Genomic DNA, 16412 nt, shown 5'->3' on the forward strand with positions numbered 1-16412 from the left:
GTTTACGTCAGAATAGATACGTAACAGCCACGTAACCGGCATTGAGCGGAGATTAAAAAATTGACCATATTACCCCGCGAAATCTTGCAGAATTCACGTAGCGTCGTTTCGGTGCATAACACCCCCCCTGCCGTGCCGGTGGGGATGGATTACACGCTGGCTTATGCCCTGCGCCAGCTCGCAGCCGCCACGACAGGATACCCGCGCTATCTGCTTGCCCCGGAAGTGGCCGTTCTACTCGATGCCGTTGCAGACCTGCGCCAGCGCATGTTGTTTGACCTTATCTGGAACACCGGCGCACGGATCAATGAAGCGCTGGCCGTCACCCCGGAAGATATTGTTCTCGATGCCGCGAGGCCGTTCGTGGTGCTGCACACCCTCAAACAACGCCAGCAGCCGCGTCCCGGACGGCCACGCAAAAATCAACCGGTAAAACGGGCTGTACCACTGCTGGATGAAGCCTTTACGGTAAGGCTGCGTGACCATCTGGCGACATTTACACGCCACCGGACTAAACCGGTATGGGGGATAACGGACGACACAGCCCGGAACTGGATGAATATCGCACTGGATGAATGCCAGCAGCACGGAATACGCTTCTCCATTCCGGGGATCACCCCCAAAACACTGAGACATAGCTTTGCTATGCATCTGGCGATGCATGGTGCGCTTCCCGCTACATTACAGGCATATATGGGACACCGGGATTTTAAGAGCACACAACACTACCTGAGGGTGTTTGCCCTCGATGTGGGGATAGGCCGGAACCGGGGAATACAGTTTACATTCCCGCCAGATCCCGCAATGCTTTCAATGTTGACACCTTAACAACAGAACCGGAAAGAAACCTTTTAGAACCTCATAAGATTTCCTTTAGATTTCTTATAGATTTATAATGGATTCCCAATGTACTTCCCTCTTAATATTGGACGTTTTTACGTCACCTTGCTATCATAGGACACCGGCTAACGTGCGCTATACCCGGTTGAAACGCACACTTAATCCCTTCATGCCACGGCGAACCATATCGCCAGTGGCGATATGGTTCCCACAAGGAGCCATTATGAAACATACCTCAAACACCCCAACCACTCAGGGCGAAGTCTTTACTCGTAATCTCATGGCAGAACTGTTAGAGGATACCGAGCATCGCAGTAAAGTTGTCATGCTCCAATTTCTTATTGAAACGTTCTATGAAATGCGAATTACTGGTACTAAAATTCCCGAAAGTCAGGAATGGGGGTTACAGCATGTAACAGACAAAGGCTTCTACCTGTACCCTTTGATAAAGAAAGTCTATCTGGTCAGATTCGATAACTTCTCTATCTCGCTGGATAATCAGCAACTGGGGCTAGGCGTAACACTCGACGTTTTGTCGCTCGTTGCGGGTGAATCAAGTGAGCCAGCAATCTATCAGGCATACAAGGAGCTGAGGGAATACATCCTCTCTCATGCCGATACGCTAGAGGGCGCGTATACCTACGCTAAACTCTCTCACTCTCTCTAATCACTGGTTTAAGCCAGATCGCCGGACTGTTTAACAGTCCGGTTTTTTTTGGCTTTGGGATACCCTGGGGATTTCCCGAGGAAACACTAAAGATTTACTTTGCATACCCAAGGGATTTATGTAATATAGCCAAAGGAATCACTAAACAGGGGTGCGTAAAAATGGCGATATATGCAATTTCGATCTCAAAAGGTGGGGTTGGAAAAACTACATCAGGTGTACATATCATTGATGAAATTAATCCAGATGTAGTGTTCGATCTGGATTTACATAACAGCCTGAGCGTAATCAACAGGCTGCGCCCGGACGATAAAAAATGGCCGATAGTGACCGTTTCAGATAAAGCGGAATTATTGGCACATCTTAAGAAAGTAGATGAGGAAGGGAAAACGGCTGTTATCGACTGCGGCGGGTTTGATGCTGATATTAACCGCGTTGCGATAGCCGTTGCTGACGTGATAATCGTTCCGGCCAATGACGATGTTACTGAGCAGATCGGTTTGGCTACCTTCGATACCGTTCTTGCTGAAATCTCAAAGCAGACGGGCAGAGATATACAGGCTCACGTTTTGATGTGTAAAACGCAACCTAACCAGAAACACTTCCCGGACATGGACGACACCATGAAAAAAGTTCAGCACATGACGTTACTGAACGGGAGACTGTCATACCGCAAAGGCCGCTATGGGTTTACAGACTCACTACGAAAAGGAATGGGAGTGACACAAATTAAGCATGGCCGTAGCTCACAAGCAGGGCGAGAAGTTATCGAACTGGTAAAAGAGTTACGGGCTTTAGCTGAAAGCTGAATTTGATGTATAATGGGAATCCGTAGGAAATCTATAGGATGTATTTTAGGTTTCCTATAGATACCTTTAAGAATCCCAAGAGGTTTCCAAATGAAAAATAAACAATCTATCTTCGATGCCGCTCTCAATATTGGAAATGAAGCGCCTCTACAGGTTAATACTGAAAAGAATAATGCAGCACCGGCACAACGTACAGTGCGTACAAAAACACTGAAAGCGATCCCAACAACATATTTTGACGCCCATCAGAAGCTGCGAGATACGAACAAAACAAATCTGGATTTCTCCAATTACATTATGGAAGCATTACGCGAAAAGTTGGAAAGGGAAGGGGGGATCTAGGATTTCATTAAATTTCCTTTGTATTCCCTTGGGGAATCCTTAGGATTCCTTTTGGATGTATAAAAGAGGTATCATATGAGTCAGCATAGACTAACCGGATTAACTCCCGGTGGGAAAGTTGACGTTCTGCTAGGTTGGGACAGTCCAATGTCATGGTTTTTTTTGGTGATCGAGCCAGAAAGCGACGAACCTCTGTATTCCAACCTCTACGAACAGCACCCGGAGTCACTTGATTTGGCACACTTTCAGAAGGTGCTTGAGCGATTCGGGATAAAGAATATCAACTTGTCACCCGGCCATGAATCCGGCCTTTATGAGCTACTGCAATCAGACCGAGTTGCAAACAAATAACTCAAAGAGTCCTTACATAAATCCTACGGATTTCCCAAGAAAACCCATAGGATTTACGTAAGATACCTTAAAGAATTTATGTGATGTGCCTGATATAGTTTACCTGTGGATCAACAGAAAGCCGCCAGTTCTGGAAGGCTAGTATTCACTAAGGTAACGATGAGACTGCAAGATGTTGCTGTTATTGCTACCCGCTTCCCTGATGCAGACTTTTGGGTAGTGCGTAGAGGCTCTTTAAAATCCGTGGGGGAACCAACCTATACGTTCAATCCAGAGCATATAGGAATAAAGGTTTTCAGGACAGATATTGTTCTGCCTAGATACCTTTACTACTGCCTGATGCACATTCACTCATCGGGCAAATGGAAATCCTTAGCCACGGGTACGCTGGAGCTGGTAAACATCCGTGTTTCTGATATTAAGCATATCGCGCTAAAACCGCTCTAAACCTAACGCGTAAGCACGCTACTAAAACAGGGCAGGTAACAACTGCCCTTTCTTTTAAATCGTTGTGAGGGGCTTTTAATGACGATAACAATCGAGTTACCAGATACCAATGAACAACGCCTGATTTTGCTTCGTGATGGCGTCGAACGTGGGTGCAAAGCACTGCTAAATAACCTCAATGCTCCGCACTATGGATCTGTGCCCGATTTTGACGCGGCCATATACGGTGAGAAACATTTACTGAGGGAGAACGAGGGATGGCAAGCACCGGCACCGGAACTTATCCGTGCGTGGTTCGGGCAATTTCAGACAGTGTTCACTGAGTACGACAGTGAAGATAAGCTGGCCGCATTATTTGGTTTACACGGTAAACAAGGCGGACGCCGTATACGCGCTTTCAAAAGCGGCGAAATGCCTATTCCATATGGAATCTGGCGACATTTTTTGGTGCTAACTGGCCGTGCGAGCCAAGAAATTATTCCGGTATTAGGTATCTTCGACATGACACCTAAAAACGGCCACCAATGAACCTCCGCGCGTCCTCCTTTCTCTGTTAGTCCTGACGATCTTACGCTTCCTCGCTCATTCGCTCGCGCTGCTCGGTCATGAGTCTGCGGCGAGCGTTGCCGGTTTTTAACTTAAAATAGGCACGTAAACGCCATTCCTGAGGCGATCAGTTGTTTTTCCATCCTGATATATACCCTGACGACAAAAACGTTTCTGCGAGCGTTAGGAGCGCAATTTGCCCCCCTTCCTGTAAGACCGGGTTTTGCGAAGCCACGGAACGTAAAGCGGTGCTGTTGGTTGATGGTCGGAGACAAAAGGAATGTTCAGCGATTTGCCCGCTTGCGGGTGCTACTTAGGAGCGTAGCGACAAACCGAACCGGCGCGACGTTTACGTCGCTGCAAGGGCGGTCACTTATCCAGAGCTGTAAGGCTCTTATATTTATATATCTTGTTCTCTAAAAGAAAAGGTCTGTCTCCACGCATCTAACCTTCTGATTGCATACAATAAAAAAAGCCATTTGCATCTATATGTTCATAACTCATTTAAACGGGTCTCAAATCTGTTTTTTTAGCGTGGTAAGTAGGGGGGAATAGCGTGTTGGTGACTACTTATTGACCAGAGCCATGTTAGAGGCGTAGCAAAGCCTCCGTTGGTACGGATAAGCTGAAAAAGGTAGGTCAGGCGGTGTTAGGGTCGTCAGAACTGGCGACGGTACGGTAATACATGATGCGCTTATTCAGAAGGTGTTTCACCGAAGCTAAATCGATACCTTCATGCAATCCCTGCCGGATTTCACTTTGAATCTGTTTGGCAACCATATGCCGCAGCTCTTCATCTTTTTTAGCTACAGCAACCTTGGCCGCTTTCTGAATTTTCTTCATTTCCTGAGAGGCTTTACGGCGCTTCCACGTAGTTTCGATATACTGCTGTTTCTGGCGTCTACGTGCTTCTGTAAGGCTGATCGCGGCTTCCCCCTTCTTTAACAGTCCGCGATTTATCCATGCTAACTGTTGATTTTGTGCTCTTTTAAACGCATCCGCGCCTACACCTATAAAATCGAAAAACAGTTCCGTGACTTCTATTTCAGCAGGGAAATACTGCTTGGTTACTTTATCCCAAATGAGCTTGTACTGGATCAATCCCCACGCGGCCAGCGTGTGTGCCGCTCGGGTAGCACGAGTGATTGAGAGATTACCGGCTTTTGAAACCGTCGCCAGTCCTGCTTCATTCGCTAAGGTTGTAAAACAAGCCGGAATCGTGCCTGAGGCAATATGAAGGTGATAACACATTGCATGAGTAAGAGCGCAGATAGCCCGAGCACGATGTTTATTGAAATGTCGCTGCCGTTCTATGCGTTGATGCGTCTTATGATGGTAGGCGGGAAGGAAGTAGAAGCCCTCCCAACGCGATACGTCGCGCTTGGATACAACATTGATCAGACGCTTATTGAACGCTGGCAATTCGTGTTTATGGTGTGCCGGTATCTGAAACGCAGGATTAGCGTTGAGTACATAGCAATCACGAACTAACGGAGTAGGGGATGTGTTTTGTTCAGACACCGCCGCCCGCACTTATGGCGAACAGGGGTTGCTTTGAGGAATACATAGGTTATAATCCTTCTTAGGTTTCGTACCTAGCCCTGATTATCTTTACCCGTCGCCAAACTGGAAGATAATCGGGGCTTTGTTTTTTGGGCTTTTCAACCCTTCCTTCACCACCTTTTGGCGTGGTCTACCTGAAATTCTTTACGTCTTGCAAACTTAGCGATGAAATCTATCACTACCAGCACCTTTCTACAAGGTCGAGGTTCGGTAAGCAGAACGGACTAATCATAACTAAATTATTTACATTGATCCAGAATGAAGATCCAAAAACGATCCCGGATCACTTTACCGACAATCCTGTTACGTTCTACAGGCTCCCTGTGGAACGTAGCGAGATTCAACAACCAAAGGGCGTTAGCTTCATTGCTCTATTCAAATAACGCGAGCTGGGCAGCTTTAAAGCGCTCTATTTTACCTTTGTACTCATCACGCTCTTTCTCGGCCTTGTACAAGGCTGCTTTCAATCGGGCGATCTCATTACAGTGTTGCTCGTAGGCCATCAGTGATTTGAGTAACGTCTGTGAAGCGCGTTTTTCCTGCAACAACACGCCTACGGCCTCCAGTGCATCTTCATGTTCCGGCTGTGGCCTGACTGTTAATGTCCCCATACATACCCCTCAAATGGCTAAACATTGAGGCCAGTCTTGCTTTCACGCCGGAATGCTATCATTTTGAATGGCGCCGGCGAGCTGGCCAACACAAAAATGATAGCAGATATTTTTGGCCAGCTGATCACCTTTTACTATTTTTGCTATCATTTTTTGTTTGGCCGGTCGCTTCCGGATTGAAAAAGTGATAGCAAAAATCCGCAGCTCGATGCGCTGCAGAAAGATAAAGTGATAGCAAACAGGGAAGGGGTAGCCCTTCCCGTTCTTGGGGGGGTAAGCGGGAACCCCAGAAAATTCCGCCATTCCGCATTGTGGAATTTTTTGGGGGGGTGGTCCGCGGCATGACGACCCGCCAAAGGCTACCGCATCTATCTGAGGCGCTGTGGCGCGACGCTGAAACCCCGGGGAATTCCGCTACTCCAGTTCCAGGTCCGCAATAGTTCGTCCAGGTCGGGTGGCGTACGCCGGAAACGCCGATTTTTCCGCAACCGTTTCTGCGTTGTCGGCAAGGTGGTCTCAGAGAGCGCTCAAGAAGCGGTTTTTCTCGTATGTTTAGCTACGGTGGCCTAGGAGCCTGCGCGGCAGAAGCCAAATCGGCGGAAGATCGAGGACGATACGGGGATGGCTGCCAGTTACCTTCCTTACCGACCCGACCAATCCTATCTGCTGCCCCCTTCTCTGGGAGAGTGGCTACCTGAAGGGCATCTTGCCTACTTCATCAGCGAGACTGTCGATACGCTGGACTTGAGCGCATTCCACGCCCGGTATGCCGGCGGTGGTCCGGGCAATCAGCCGTTTCATCCGGCGATGATGGTCAAAGTGCTGATCTATGGTTACGCGAGCGGCGTCTTCTCTTCGCGCAAACTAGCCAGGAAGCTGTACGAGGATGTCGCGTTGCGTGTGCTGGCCGCTGGAAACTTCCCGGCCCACCGCACGCTGAGTGACTTCCGTGCCCTACACCTGACCGAGCTTGAGAATTTGTTCGTTCAGGTGGTGCAACTGGCGCGCGAATGTGGGCTGGTGAAGCTTGGCACGATCGCGGTCGACGGCACCAAGGTAAAAGCCAACGCCAGCCGCCACAAGGCGATGAGCTATAAGCGCATGAAGCCGGCCGAGGACGAATTGCATTGCGAGATCAAGGCGCTGCTTGATCGCGCCAAGGCTACCGACGACCAGGAGCGTAACGAGCCGGAGCTGGACATTCCTGCCGAGATTTCTCGCCGCGAGAAGCGCCTGGAGGCGATCCAGGCGGCAAAGGCGCGCCTGGAAGCGCGCCAGCGTGAAGCGGACCAGGCCCGGGGGCGCAGCGAAGACGATGGCCGCCGGCCTCGCCATCCGGATGGCTCGGACAAGGGCGGTGGCTCGTACAAACGCGAGTTTGGTGTGCCGGATGACCGTGATCAGGAAAGCTTCACCGATCCGGACAGCCGGATCATGAAACACGCCGGTGGTGGCTCCGAGCAGAGCTACAACGGGTACACAGCGGTCGATGCCGAGCACCAGATCATCGTGGCGGCGGAGTTGACCAACTGCGCCGCGGACAGTCAGGCGCTGCTGGGCATGCTGGCAGCAGTTCAGGCCAACACCGGAGAAATGCCGGCCCAGACGCTGGCGGATGCGGGATTCCGTAGTGAGGCTGTTCTGGCAAAGGTCGCCGATCACCACGGCGATGTCATCGTTGCCCTCGGCCGCGAGGGACGTGAAGATGCCAAGGTCAATGCCAAGACCCATCCGCATACGGCGGCGATTGCGGCGAAATTGAAAACGGAGCAAGGCGATGCAGCTTACCGCCGGCGCAAGTCGATCGTGGAGGCTCCGAATGGTTGGATCAAGGCGGTGATGGGATTGCGTCAGTTCAGCATGAGGGGCCTGGACAAGGTGCAAGCCGAGTGGAAGCTCGTCTGCATGGCGCTAAATCTGAGGCGAATGGCGTATCTGTGAGGGCGAAGGTTAAATGGGGCGGCTCAAATGCACCCCAGTCGTCATAACACGCCGCGCGCCGCAAGATTGGTATCCTTGGCGCCGACGCCTTGCCAATTGCAGAGAGCGCCGCCGCCATCGTCAGTGCTCTACAGAAAACCGGTCACACGGCTCTGCCGCGCAGACTCCTAGCCTAAATGTGACAGTGGTTGGTAATCCATGCCGCCCGCAAGGGCGGCGGTGGTGGGCCAATAGATGATTTTCAGAGCCTTACTGCCCGTTGACGCCCAATCCCTCGAGCGCGAGTCTAGCCGCAGCGGCGATGACGGCCTCGCTGTGCTTGTCATCCTTGTTAGGCGCCCGGGTGTAGACGGCCAACACAATAGGTGCGCGCCCAGTGGGCCAGACGACGGCATAGTCATTTGCCGTGCCATACACTCCGCAGGTTCCGGTTTTGTCTCCGACTGCCCAGTCTGCCGGCACCGCCGCGCGGATGCGGTGGTTGCCGGTCGTGTTTCCCTTTAGCCAATCAACAAACTGCTGCCGCTGCGGCGCAGCCAGTGCAGAGCCCAGTGTCAGTTTTTGTAAGCTTTCCGTCACGGCGCGCGGCGATGAGGTATCGCGCGCATCGCCTGGGATGGCGGAGTTCAGCTCCAGCTCCCAGCGGTCCAGACGGAACGTGGTATCGCCGATAGAGCGCATGAAGGCCGTCAGCCCGGCCGGGCCGCCCAACTCCTTCAGCAACAAATTGGCGGCGGCGTTATCACTGTATTGCACGGCGGCCGCGGACAGCTCCGCCACCGTCATGCCTGTTGTCAGATATTTTTCCGAGATGGGTGACCACGGAACCAGCGCATTTTTGCCGTAACGGATGGGTGTGTCCAGCAAGCCGGCCTGCTGCTGGCTGCGAGCCAGCACAGCGGCAGCAAGAAAGCCCTTGAATGAGCTGCACAGTGGGAAGCGCTCCTCAGCGCGGTAACTTACAGTTGCGCCTGAGCCGGTATCCATCGCGTACACACCGATGGAGCCGCCAAAGTCCTGTTCGAGTTTAGCGAATGGTTCCGCGACGAGGTTGGTCAGCGCGGTGGCAGAAAAGCCAGCCAGCGGCCATGAGAGACAAGACAGCAGAACTAGACGGCGATACAGTGACATCAACGATATTCCTTGTTTGAAGGTGGAGCTAGGTGTAGCGGCCGGATGTAATCAGGCCGCTACAGCTGGGATTATCACCGAGCGGCAAGCCGCTCCCTCTCCAGAGGCTGTAACGGCTGTAACTGCCCCGGATGGGCACACATCGGGTTGGTAAGTCCCTGGCACCACAACGTCCAGCGCTATTGAAAAACGAATCAGGTCGGCGTTCATGGGTCGGCCACCTCGCCTGACCTCGGCATCCACGTTACGGACGGCCTCAGGAAGTCCTGGCCAAGCCCCGACTATTGGGGCGCGAAGATAGCACCGAGGGTACGCCGGTGTCAACACCAACTGAAAACTGACCCACTTTACCCCTGAATCACCAAAGTAATACTGACCCACCTGGATCATTCGGGTTTGGAATTTTTCCTGACCACTCCCGCCTTCCTCTTGTCCTTCAAGCGGTAGCTTTCGCCGCTCAGGGTCAGGATATGGGCATGGTGCAGCAGCCGATCCAGCATCGCGGCTGTCAGGGTGGTATCGCCGGCAAACGCGTCGGCCCACTGGCTGAACGGCAGGTTCGAGGTCAGGATCATCGCCCCTTTCTCATAGCGCTTCGCCACCACCTGAAAGAACAGGTTCGCTTCCTCGCGTCCGAAAGGCAGGTAGCCGATCTCATCGATCACCAGCAGCCGTGGACCGAGGATGGCGCGGTTGAAGTATTCCTTCAGCCGCCCTTGTCGCTGCGCCGTGCTCAGTTGCAGCATCAGGTCGGCTGCCGTGATGAAGCGTGTCTTGACCCCGGCTTGCGCGGCCTTGTAACCCAAGGCGATGGCGAGGTGGGTCTTGCCGATGCCAGAGGGTCCGATCAGCACCACGTTCTCGGCCCGTTCGACAAACGCCAGACTGCCCAGCTCCTGCACCAGTGCCTTGGGCACGCCGGGGTTGAAGCTGAAGTCATAGTCCTCCAGGGTCTTGATGCCCGGGAAGCAAGCCATCCGCGTCAGCAGTTCGCGGCTGCGCTGCTGGCGACACCCCGCTTCATGCCGCAACAGGTGTTCCAGGAAGTCGGTGAAGCTGAAGTCCTCGCGCACCGCCTGCTGCGCCAGGACGGGGTAATGCGTTGCCACCCGTTCGAGTTTGAGTTGCTGGCACAGGGCGTCGATCCGCTCATGCTGGAGGTTCATCGGCAGGCCTCCCCAATTGCGTCATAGACAGACAGTGGGTGCTGGAGAGATTCCAGTGGTACCGGGCGGAGACTGTTATCCAGCAGGGGGGCCTCGTCGCGCCGCACACGGGATGGCAAGGGTTGCAGGTGTTCCCGCTCCTGCCGCCAACGGTCGATGGGGCGCTCGTTCAGGGTGGCGTGGACCCGCACATTCGCCTCGTCTGCCAACCAGTCACGGACGCGTCGGTTGGCAGCAGCACAATCGAGCAGCAGCCCCGTGCCCTTCATCCGGGTCAGCAACGGGTTGTAGAAGCTCTCGCGGAAGTAGCGATTGAAGCGCTCGACCTTGCCTTTGGTCTGGGCCCGATACGGGCGACACAGCCGGATCCGGAACCCCAGGTCATCGGCCAGTTGAAGCAAGCCGGGGTGAAAACGGTGCTTGCCGTCACCGTAGGCATCGCGTTCCAGCACCACGGTCTTCATGTTGTCGAACAACACCTCGCGGGGCACACCGCCCAGATAGTCAAAAGCCAGCAACAGGGAGTCCCGCACGGACTCGAAGGATTCGTCCGGTACGAAGGTGACAAACGTCATGCGGCTGTATCCCAGCGTGGCGACGAAGGCCGACATGGGGGATCTGGCCCGGCGCAAGACCACGAAATCAGCCTGCAACTGCCGTCCGGGCTCGGTCTCGAAACGGACGGCCGGACCTGCTTCGCGGCGGGCGGGCTTGAGCGTGGCGAGGAAGGCGCGCAATAACGAGAGACCGCCGCCATACCCTTGAGCGCGGATTTCCCGATTCAGGACGGTGGCAGGCAGCCAGATGGGGTGGGCCTGCTCGACCCGTTGCCGCAGATAAGATTCAAATGGCCCCAGTTTGGTGGGGCGTGGTTCACGGGGCTGGTATCGCGCTACCGACGGATCGCGGAGGTAGCGGCGCACGGTATTGCGCGAGACCCCCAACGTGCGGGCGATGTGCCGGATGGAGTGGCCCTGTCGGGCAAGAACTCTGATTTCCACGGTTTGCTCCTGGGTCAACATCGACGGCCTCGAAAAGGCCGCCAAACTAGCCCAGGTGGATCAGTTTTACTTCGCTGGGGTGGGTCAGTTTTACACTGCTGCTAACACGGAACCGCTGAAAATTCCGTCACTCCAGTTCCAGGCCTGCGACGATCGCATCGAGATCGATCGTCTTGCCGCTGCTTTGAAAGGTGTAGTGCCCGTTGAGCAGGATGTGCCGCCATGCCGCAGGCGAAATTTTTGTGATGAGTGCCAGCGCCTTGCTGTTGCCGGCCGCCTCGTACTTGGTCACCAGCCGCGACAAGATTGCCGAGTTGTAGAAAATGATCGTGTTGGCGATCAGCCGTGCGCACTGGTTGCTGATCTCGATTTCAATGTCGGTGCGACCGGTCAGTTCCTTCTTACCGCCGACCTGGGCAATGGCCGAGCGTAGCTGATGGTAGGACTCGAGGCGATTTTGCGAGCGGTGCACGTTGCGTTCCAGTTGCGGATCGCGCAGGTAGCGAAGCGTGTAGATGCTGCGGATGAGCTTGTCGAACTCGAAGATCGCGCGCCGCGTCGGGTTCGTCGTGGTGTAGGTGCACAGCTTGCGGATCAGCGTGCCCTGCGTCATTTCCTTCAGCCCGAGTGTGGCGACGATCCGGTCGATGTTCGGCTTCTCGCGATGGATGAGATCGCAGTCGATTTTCCCGACTGGCCGAATCAGGCACGCCTGATACTGTGCTGGATCGTCAGCGCAGTAGAGTTCTTTCAATTGCGCGTTGAGGTCGGTGAAGCGCGGCTCGAACCGCCGGCCAAACCAATGCAGGATGGCGAAGTTGGCCTTGTTGACGCTGTGCATGTCGCCGGTGATCGCGGTCGGCATGATGTCCGACGTGTTGCGATACCAGATGTCGAACACGTGGTGGGCCTCGTAGTCGTGCGCGCCGATCAGGTAGCCGTTGAGCGGGATGTGGTTGCACAGCAGCGTGTAGGCGACCACGCCCTTGCCGCGCCCGAAGTACTTGCGCGAATAGCGCGCCTTCACGGTCGGCCGTTCGACGCTGAATTTCTGCCCGTCGACGGCACCGTACAGCGTTTCGAGGTCGAACGAGTAGTATGGGAAGATCGGTAGCGTGGCGATGGCGTTGCTGATGCAGTCGTTGGCCGCGTGCAGCGTTGCCTGGCGCAGGTACTGCTGGTAGCCGCTATCCAGCACGTGGTACGGGATGTCGCTGGTGCGCGCCATGACGTGGTTGCCGTGGTTCATCGCTTGCGCGATGATGACCGCCATCAGGCTGTCAGCGTCGGCGACCTTCTTCGCGTAGCGCGGCTGCATGGGCGTGAACGCCGACAGAAACTTGCACTCGTCGTTGACGAAGCGAAACACGTCGGCCACGTCGCAGAACGGAAGCTTCTCGTAGAATGCCTTTTCGCGCGCTTTCTCATTCTCGCTCTTGGGCTTGCGCCAGGTCAGTTTCTGCGTGTCCTTGTTGTATTCGAGGTGCGTCAGCTTGCCCTGTTTCAGCTCGCGGTTGAACGCCAGCCACTGCGTGCGCAGTTCGGCAGTCAGCGCATCGAGTTGGGCATGGACGGGTTGCTGCAGGAAGGGGATCTCCATTTTTGCGAGCACATCGATCTTCCTGTCCATCTCAACCAGTTCATCTGAGAAGTGCCGGTGTTGCAGGCTGTCGTCGAGGTAGAGTTCACCCGATTGGAGACGCTTCCTGATCTGGCGGTACAGCCAGAACTCGTAGCGGTCAGCGTGCAGGCCGGTTGGTTTACCGTCGGCGTCGAAGGTCAGCAGGTACGGCCGCAAGCGTTTCGGAAGTGTCGCCGCGGGCCACTCGTCGAGTGGCCGTTGCGACAGCCGCTGCTGCTTGGCAAAAACACCTTTGGCCCAGGCCAGCGCGGCAAGCCATGGACTGTCTGGATTGGAGCCGGAGAGGTCGAGCGCAACGTACAGTGGACGAAGATGGCGGCGCATGCGGTCGGCCAGCCCGTCCACCGCCTGCCACTGCAAGGCCAGCTTGCTCGCCGGCTTCACGCTCATACGCTGCGCCGTGGTTTGCAGCGTATCGCGAGGCATGATCTTGTAGGCGCGCTGCCGCACCTCGCCGAAGGGCGTGGGATCGGCCACGCTATCATCAACGTAGAGTGACAGCAGGCGGCCTACCCGCGGCGTTTCCTGCTGACGGCGCACCTGCTCGTCGGCAAAGGATTGTTTGGCACCAGCGCTGCTTTCGTCCTCCAACTGCTTCATGTGGTACGCCATCGCATCGACCAGGTTGTCGGAGAGCTGCCGGTAGCGTACCCAGGCATAGCACAGCAGGTAGAGTTGGGTCTGATCGGCCTTCAGATTGCGCAGGTCGTGGACGGTGTAGAAGTTTGCCAGGCTCGCGTAGTACAGCAGGTTCTGCTGCGAGACGTCGAGTTTAGGCAGCAGTGTCTTGGCGATTGCGTGCAGCGGCTCCAGCGTGGCGCGCTTTTCGCGCTCGCGGACCATCTGGCGCCAGCCGAAATTCTTGGCGTCCTGCTTGAGCGCCGCCAGTTGCGACAGGGTGTCATCACGGACCAGAAGCTGGCTCAGCGCGGCCTTGGCAGATTCGTCCAACGCTTGCTCCAGCAGATTGCCCAGGCGCCGGCGCTCGGCGGATAGCGTTTCGCTGACCAACTCTTGCAAGGTCGTATAGCCGGGCCGGATAATCTTGTGCTCATTGAGCCAGACGATCAGCTCGGCGGCGACGAACCCCGGCGTTACGTCACGCCGCACGGTCCGTGCGGCCTGCTGCTCGAGCTGCGGCAGGAAGGCGGCCGACCACGGCCAGTAGCCGAATAGTTTGGCGATCTGCTCGCGCTGGGTGTAGCGTTCATGCTTGGTGATCGCCTTGGGTTCGAACACCTCGCCGTGGAAATAGCGGCTCAGCACGAAAGCGCAATCGTCCTCGACTTCGTCCCAGTCGAAACTGAAGAAGGCATGCTTGGCCTTGAAGTAGCCGATCTGCAAGAGGCAATAGACCTTGGCATGAAGACTGGGCCGGCTGTTGGCAAGCGCCAACTCGGTTTCTGTCACAGCCAGATATTCCAGCTGCTGCGCATCATCGAACTCCGGCAGGCCATACAAGGCCTCCTGTTCGGCGTCGGATAGGACGCTGAGTAGCTTGTTCTTCTTGCTCATGGCCCGTTCTTGCTATCTTGAGGTTTCGTAGAAACATGGGGCATTTTCGATTCTACTGAAATAATCGTTATTATCGCGTTACTCGCTTTTCGAATCGCAACCTGTCCATATGAAAACGGGCCAGACTACGGCTTCGAGTTCTACCCCAGTCGGCTTTCCCGATGCGGATTCGCTGGCTGCCTTGCGCGGCTGGTACGCGGGACTCAGCTCTCGCGCGGCCGTTGAACACTACCTGGCGGCACGCAAGGCCGCCGGTCAATCAGCGCGAGGGATGCTGGGGCATATCCGCCGCCAGCTCATCGTTTTCGCCAACAGCCGCCACCGGCCGGATCTGGCCGACGTGTTCCAGCACGCCCCCGAAGAGCGACAGGGGCGCGCGGGTGCCGTCGAACGCGCGATCCGGCTCTTGCCCACGCTGCCGGCGCCGAAGCCCCAGATCAGCGACAGCATCGACCAGTGGCTGTCTCCGAGGACCGTCAGGGCACTGCAGGCGTACGGTATCCACACCCTCTCGGCGCTGACCGTGCGCATTCCCCGCCGGCGTGGCTGGTGGAAAGCCATCGAGGGACTCGGCATGACAGGCGCCCGGCAGGTCGAGGCTTTCTTTGCCGCACATCCGCAGCTCACCGAGCGCGCCCGGGCCCTGATCCCGATTATTCAGCCCAGCGGCATCGTGCCGTGGGAGCAGTTGCGTCTGCCGAACGAAGTCGACGGCTCGCAGGGCAATTTCCGGGCCCCGCGCAACGCTTGCACGCTGAATGCGACCAACGACTACGAGGCCGTGCAGGCCTGGCTGGCGCTGCACGAGACTGTCGCCACACAGCGCGCCTATCGCAAGGAGGCTGCGCGGCTAATCCTGTGGGCCATCGTCGAACGCGGACGGGCGCTATCATCCCTGACCACGGACGATGCAATCGCGTACCGGGCCTTTGTCCGGCACCCGACCCCGCGCGAGCGTTGGGTGGGGCCACCTCGACCACGCGATTCGGTGGAATGGCGCCCCTTCTCGGGCGGCTTGTCCGCACGCTCGGCAGCGTATGCGCTGACGGTGCTCTCGGCGCTGTTCCGGTGGCTCATCGAGCAGCGCTATGTGCTGGCCAACCCTTTCGCCGGCGTCAAGGTACGCGGTCACGCCTTGCGGCCCGCACTGGATACGGCGCGAGGCTTTACCGAGGGAGAATGGCTACTGCTGCGCGCCATTGCAGACGGCCTGGAATGGTCCTACGGCTGGTCCGAGCCGGCAGCACAACGCCTGCGCTTCATGCTCGACTTCGGCTATGCCACGGGCCTGCGCGCTAGCGAACTGGTCGGCGCCGTCCTGGGTAATGTCCGCCTCGACGAGCACGGTGACCACTGGCTGCATTTGGTTGGCAAAGGTGGCAAACCAGGTAAGGTGGCCTTGCCGCCGCTCGCGTATACGGCGCTGGACCAATACTTGGCACAGCGTCAACTGCCAGTCAGCCGGGAACGGTGGAATCCGAAAACGCCCCTGGTGGGCAGTCTTGGGGAAGACGGTAATGCCGGCATCACCGGCCCTCACCTTTGGTGCGTGTTGCGAAGATTCTTTACGCAAGCCGCTGAGGCCATTGAGGCCGATCATCCGGTCGCCGCCGAAAAGCTGCGCCGTGCCACGCCTCATTGGATGCGTCACAGTCATGCCAGCCATGCGTTGGCCCGGGGAGCTCAGCTCACCGCGGTGCGCGACAACCTACGCCATGCGTCGATCGCCACGACGTCGATGTATTTGCATGGCGATGAGCTCGAGCGCGCCAGGCAGATGCGGCAGGCTTTTGGCGCTCGTCACGTCAAGCGAGGAGTCGACTGAATTTTCATCATACGG

The 16412-nt window shown here is 55.9% G+C and carries 16 protein-coding genes; 9 read left to right on the top strand and 7 right to left on the bottom strand.

The features are described from left to right. The first annotated feature begins 60 nt into the window (after nucleotides 1–60). The 7 genes from C2U43_RS25385 to C2U43_RS25415 all read left to right on the top strand — a co-directional run bounded on the left by C2U43_RS25385 (nucleotide 61) and on the right by C2U43_RS25415 (nucleotide 3984). The gene (locus C2U43_RS25385) at nucleotides 61–828 is read left to right on the top strand and encodes a tyrosine-type recombinase/integrase (protein WP_032420248.1); all 768 of its coding nucleotides are present in this window, start codon (nucleotides 61–63) and stop codon (nucleotides 826–828) included. Nucleotides 829–1063: 235 nt separating this feature from the next. Next, nucleotides 1064–1507, top strand: coding sequence for an antirestriction protein (locus tag C2U43_RS25390; RefSeq protein ID WP_020316843.1), 444 nt, complete (start codon nucleotides 1064–1066; stop codon nucleotides 1505–1507). Nucleotides 1508–1668: 161 nt separating this feature from the next. Beyond that, the gene (locus C2U43_RS25395; protein WP_002353182.1) at nucleotides 1669–2316 is read left to right on the top strand and encodes a ParA family protein; all 648 of its coding nucleotides are present in this window, start codon (nucleotides 1669–1671) and stop codon (nucleotides 2314–2316) included. Between the two features lie 90 nt (nucleotides 2317–2406). Continuing rightward, nucleotides 2407–2658, top strand: a complete 252-nt coding sequence (locus C2U43_RS25400) for a hypothetical protein (RefSeq protein WP_002353177.1) — start codon at nucleotides 2407–2409, stop codon at nucleotides 2656–2658. 147 nt (nucleotides 2659–2805) lie between these two features. Continuing rightward, a complete protein-coding gene (locus C2U43_RS30140; protein WP_032420265.1) occupies nucleotides 2806–3009 on the top strand; it encodes a hypothetical protein in 204 nt (67 codons plus the stop codon). Between the two features lie 159 nt (nucleotides 3010–3168). Continuing rightward, a complete protein-coding gene (locus C2U43_RS25410) occupies nucleotides 3169–3456 on the top strand; it encodes a hypothetical protein (RefSeq protein ID WP_032420747.1) in 288 nt (95 codons plus the stop codon). A gap of 78 nt (nucleotides 3457–3534) precedes the next feature. After that, nucleotides 3535–3984 carry a hypothetical protein gene (locus C2U43_RS25415; protein WP_032420250.1) on the top strand — a complete coding sequence of 150 codons (450 nt, stop codon included), beginning with the start codon at nucleotides 3535–3537 and terminating at the stop codon, nucleotides 3982–3984. A gap of 657 nt (nucleotides 3985–4641) precedes the next feature. On the opposite strand, the gene repA is transcribed toward C2U43_RS25415, so the two are convergent. From repA to C2U43_RS29475, 3 genes are all read right to left on the bottom strand, one after another. Further along, the gene (repA, locus tag C2U43_RS25420; RefSeq protein WP_071525564.1) at nucleotides 4642–5523 is read right to left on the bottom strand and encodes a plasmid replication initiator RepA; all 882 of its coding nucleotides are present in this window, start codon (nucleotides 5521–5523) and stop codon (nucleotides 4642–4644) included. Between the two features lie 413 nt (nucleotides 5524–5936). Next, nucleotides 5937–6176: a hypothetical protein gene (locus C2U43_RS25425; RefSeq protein ID WP_021519658.1), complete on the bottom strand. Its 240-nt coding sequence runs from the start codon at nucleotides 6174–6176 to the stop codon at nucleotides 5937–5939. Nucleotides 6177–6218: 42 nt separating this feature from the next. Further along, nucleotides 6219–6479, bottom strand: a complete 261-nt coding sequence (locus C2U43_RS29475) for a hypothetical protein (RefSeq protein ID WP_158654570.1) — start codon at nucleotides 6477–6479, stop codon at nucleotides 6219–6221. A gap of 318 nt (nucleotides 6480–6797) precedes the next feature. Here C2U43_RS29475 and C2U43_RS25430 point away from each other — a divergent pair, with 318 nt between their 5' ends. Beyond that, nucleotides 6798–8117: an IS1182-like element ISKpn6 family transposase gene (locus C2U43_RS25430; RefSeq protein ID WP_004152397.1), complete on the top strand. Its 1320-nt coding sequence runs from the start codon at nucleotides 6798–6800 to the stop codon at nucleotides 8115–8117. A gap of 249 nt (nucleotides 8118–8366) precedes the next feature. Here the strand turns inward: C2U43_RS25430 and C2U43_RS25435 are convergent, their stop codons facing one another. From C2U43_RS25435 to tnpA, 4 genes are all read right to left on the bottom strand, one after another. Then, entirely contained in the window at nucleotides 8367–9248 is an 882-nt protein-coding gene (locus C2U43_RS25435; protein WP_004199234.1) for a carbapenem-hydrolyzing class A beta-lactamase KPC-2, read from the bottom strand. A gap of 386 nt (nucleotides 9249–9634) precedes the next feature. Further along, nucleotides 9635–10414 carry an IS21-like element ISKpn7 family helper ATPase IstB gene (gene istB / locus C2U43_RS25445; protein ID WP_004152394.1) on the bottom strand — a complete coding sequence of 260 codons (780 nt, stop codon included), beginning with the start codon at nucleotides 10412–10414 and terminating at the stop codon, nucleotides 9635–9637. Then, nucleotides 10411–11436: an IS21 family transposase gene (gene istA, locus C2U43_RS25450; protein ID WP_004199214.1), complete on the bottom strand. Its 1026-nt coding sequence runs from the start codon at nucleotides 11434–11436 to the stop codon at nucleotides 10411–10413. The genes istB and istA overlap by 4 nt, the downstream gene beginning before the upstream one ends. A gap of 106 nt (nucleotides 11437–11542) precedes the next feature. Then, nucleotides 11543–14572, bottom strand: coding sequence for a Tn3-like element Tn4401 family transposase (gene tnpA / locus C2U43_RS25455; protein WP_004152392.1), 3030 nt, complete (start codon nucleotides 14570–14572; stop codon nucleotides 11543–11545). A 109-nt stretch (nucleotides 14573–14681) separates the two neighbouring features. Between tnpA and tnpR the strand changes: the two genes are divergently transcribed. Continuing rightward, nucleotides 14682–16397, top strand: coding sequence for a Tn3-like element Tn4401 family resolvase TnpR (gene tnpR, locus C2U43_RS25460; RefSeq protein WP_004152391.1), 1716 nt, complete (start codon nucleotides 14682–14684; stop codon nucleotides 16395–16397). Nucleotides 16398–16412 lie beyond the last annotated feature (15 nt).

Origin of the sequence: Citrobacter freundii complex sp. CFNIH9, from assembly GCF_002903305.1 — a bacterium.
Classification (GTDB): Bacteria; Pseudomonadota; Gammaproteobacteria; order Enterobacterales; family Enterobacteriaceae; genus Citrobacter; species Citrobacter portucalensis.

Coding starts and splice junctions, on each gene's coding strand:
- istA (WP_004199214.1), bottom strand. CDS start 11,436: ATGTTGACCCAGGAGCAAACCGTGGAAATCAGAGTTCTTGCCCGACAG.
- C2U43_RS25410 (WP_032420747.1), top strand. CDS start 3,169: ATGAGACTGCAAGATGTTGCTGTTATTGCTACCCGCTTCCCTGATGCA.
- C2U43_RS25425 (WP_021519658.1), bottom strand. CDS start 6,176: ATGGGGACATTAACAGTCAGGCCACAGCCGGAACATGAAGATGCACTG.
- C2U43_RS25400 (WP_002353177.1), top strand. CDS start 2,407: ATGAAAAATAAACAATCTATCTTCGATGCCGCTCTCAATATTGGAAAT.
- istB (WP_004152394.1), bottom strand. CDS start 10,414: ATGAACCTCCAGCATGAGCGGATCGACGCCCTGTGCCAGCAACTCAAA.
- C2U43_RS25430 (WP_004152397.1), top strand. CDS start 6,798: ATGGCTGCCAGTTACCTTCCTTACCGACCCGACCAATCCTATCTGCTG.
- C2U43_RS29475 (WP_158654570.1), bottom strand. CDS start 6,479: ATGGCGGAATTTTCTGGGGTTCCCGCTTACCCCCCCAAGAACGGGAAG.
- tnpR (WP_004152391.1), top strand. CDS start 14,682: ATGAAAACGGGCCAGACTACGGCTTCGAGTTCTACCCCAGTCGGCTTT.
- C2U43_RS30140 (WP_032420265.1), top strand. CDS start 2,806: ATGTCATGGTTTTTTTTGGTGATCGAGCCAGAAAGCGACGAACCTCTG.
- C2U43_RS25390 (WP_020316843.1), top strand. CDS start 1,064: ATGAAACATACCTCAAACACCCCAACCACTCAGGGCGAAGTCTTTACT.
- C2U43_RS25415 (WP_032420250.1), top strand. CDS start 3,535: ATGACGATAACAATCGAGTTACCAGATACCAATGAACAACGCCTGATT.
- C2U43_RS25435 (WP_004199234.1), bottom strand. CDS start 9,248: ATGTCACTGTATCGCCGTCTAGTTCTGCTGTCTTGTCTCTCATGGCCG.
- tnpA (WP_004152392.1), bottom strand. CDS start 14,572: ATGAGCAAGAAGAACAAGCTACTCAGCGTCCTATCCGACGCCGAACAG.
- C2U43_RS25395 (WP_002353182.1), top strand. CDS start 1,669: ATGGCGATATATGCAATTTCGATCTCAAAAGGTGGGGTTGGAAAAACT.